The organism is Streptomyces sparsus (genome assembly GCF_054776295.1).
Genome location: NZ_BAAHCA010000696.1, coordinates 1 through 2621 on the forward strand (window position 1 = coordinate 1; position 2621 = coordinate 2621).

General features: G+C 72.0%; 2 protein-coding genes. Both read right to left on the bottom strand.

The window, feature by feature from the left end:
* Positions 1-55 precede the first annotated feature (55 nt).
* On the bottom strand, positions 56-1726 hold the full coding sequence (ptsP, locus tag ACYVE9_RS22255) for a phosphoenolpyruvate--protein phosphotransferase (RefSeq protein WP_461029667.1): 1671 nt from the start codon (positions 1724-1726) through the stop codon (positions 56-58).
* 87 nt (positions 1727-1813) lie between these two features.
* Positions 1814-2263, bottom strand: a complete 450-nt coding sequence (locus tag ACYVE9_RS22260; RefSeq protein ID WP_461029668.1) for a PTS sugar transporter subunit IIA — start codon at positions 2261-2263, stop codon at positions 1814-1816.
* Positions 2264-2621 lie beyond the last annotated feature (358 nt).

Below are 2621 nucleotides of genomic sequence, written 5' to 3' on the forward strand. Positions count from 1 at the left end.
GCTCCACCACGTGGTGGAGCACCCGGCACCGGGTGTGGCTCGGTCCTCGGCCGGACTACTCGCCGGAGAGCACCGCCTGAGCTGCGGCACGCGCCTCGTCGGCACTGTCCGACGCGCGCGCCGCAGCCGCGGCCCGCTCGCACTGGGCCAGCGTGTGCTTCGCCAGTGTCGTCCGCACGTAGGGGATCGAGGCCGCGCCCATGGAGAGGCTGGTGACACCGAGCCCGGTCAGCACGCAGGCCAGCAGCGGATCGGCGGCGGCCTCACCGCAGACCCCGCAGCTCTTGCCCTCGGCCTTCGCCGCGTCGGCGGACAGCGCCACCAGGTCCAGCAGCGCCGGCTGCCACGGGTCCTGAAGCCGGGACACCGCTCCCACCTGGCGGTCAGCCGCGAAGGTGTACTGGGCCAGGTCGTTGGTGCCCAGCGAGAGGAACTCGACCTCCTGCAACACCGACCGGGCACGCAGCGCCGCGGAGGGGATCTCCACCATCGCGCCGTACTTCGCCTGCAGGCCCGCCTCACGGCACGCGTCCGCGAACGCCTTGGCGTCCGAGCGGTCGGCGACCATCGGCGCCATCACCTCGAGGTACACCGGCAGCCCCTCCGCTGCCCGGGCCAGCGCGGTGAGCTGCGTCCGCAGCACCTCCGGGTGGTCCAGCAGCGAGCGCAGACCGCGCACACCCAGTGCCGGGTTGGGCTCATCACCCGGGGACAGGAACTCCAGTGGCTTGTCCGCCCCCGCGTCCAGCACCCGCACGACGACCCGGCCCTCCGGGAACGCCTCCAGCACGGTCCGGTAGGCCTCGACCTGCTTGTCCTCCGACGGCGCCTGCTTGCTGTCGTCCAGGAAGAGGAACTCGGTGCGGAACAGCCCGACGCCCTCGGCTCCGGCCGCCACCGCGGCCGGCACGTCCGCGGGCCCGCCGACGTTCGCCAGCAGCGGCACCTTGTGCCCGTCGGACGACGCGCCCGGCCCGGTGCTCGCGGTCAGCGCCGCCCTGCGCTCGGCCGCCACCCGCTCGAGCTCCTCGCGCTCCTCGGCGTCCGGGTTGACGATGACCTCACCGCTGCTGCCGTCGACGGCGACGACGGTGCCCTCGGGCAGCTCACCCGCTCCGGGCAGCGCCACGATCGCCGGAACGCCGAGCGCACGGGCCAGGATGGCGCTGTGGCTGGTGGGACCGCCCTCCTCGGTGACGAATCCCAGGACCAGCGCGGGGTCGAGCAGGGCGGTGTCCGCCGGAGCCAGATCGCGGGCGATGAGCACGAAGGGCTCGTCGCTGTCGGGCACACCCGGCATCGGCACTCCGAGCAGCCGCGCCACGATGCGGTTGCGTACGTCGTCCAGGTCCGCGACCCGCCCGGCGAGGTACTCGCCGGCACCGGCGAGCAGCGCCCGGTACGAGGCGAACGCGTCGTAGACGCCGCGCTCGGCGGTGCTGCCCACGGCGATGCGGCGTTCCACGTCCGCCATCAGTTCGGGATCCTGTGCCATGAGCGCCTGTGCTTCGAGCACCGCCTGCGCCTCACCGCCGGCCAGGTTGCCGCGGGCGTTGAGGTCCGCGGCGACCGCGTCCACCGCCTGCCGCGCCCGCTGCTGTTCACGCGGAGCATCGTCCGCGGCGATCTGCTTGGCCGGCGGTTCGAGCACCGCGGTGCCCATGTGCCGGACCTCCCCGATCGCCACGCCGTGGCTGACTCCCACGCCTCGAAGCTTTGTGTCCATCTCACCCGTCTCCGGTTGTTGCGGCGGGCGGGCCGCCGCTGTTCGTCACGGTCCATGCGCCGGCACCCGCGGTGCCGGCGCGCGAGTTCAGTTCCAGCCGAAGAGGGTGTCGCCGACCCGGACGTCGGCGTCCTCGGCGACATCGGTGAGCGAGTCCGCGGTGGCCTCGAGGGCGACGACCGGCGAGATGGGCGACTTGCCGGCCTGCTCGACGGCGGCGGGGTTCCAGCGCACGACCGGGTCACCGCGCTTGACGCTGTCCCCCTTGGCGGCGAGCAGCTCGAAGCCCTCACCGTTCAGCTGGACCGTGTCGATGCCCAGGTGAGTGAGGACACCGTGTCCTTCCGCGTCGACGACCACGAAGGCGTGCGGATGAAGGGACACGATGATGCCGTCGACGGGTGAAACGGCCTCGGAGGGCTCGCGCACCGGGTCGACGGCGGTACCGGGTCCCACCATCGCGCCGGAGAACACCGGGTCGGGCACAGCCGCGAGTCCGATGGCGCGTCCGGTGAGCGGGGACGTCACGGTGGTCATGGGAAGCCTCCCAGGGCGGTGATCGTTCAGCCGCCGTCGCTGCCTGTCCGGACGGCGTACCGTTCAGAAGCGTAAGTCATAGGAACTGCGGATTCCGTACGCGCATGCGGGCGAGCCGACACTGTGCGACGGCCCTGCAGCGGGCCCGGGACGATTTGCCTCCGATCCCGGTGCGGCTGTACTGTCGGACCCCTGCCCGGCGCCGACGGCGCGGGCAGCACCCGGCAAAACAAACCCCTTGATCAAATCGATTCCGGCTTCTGCATGTCCGCAGAACGACGAATTCGGATCACGGAAAAGGTTTGATAGAGTCGGAGACACCGAAGGGAAGCGCCCGGAGGAGACCCGGAAGGGAATC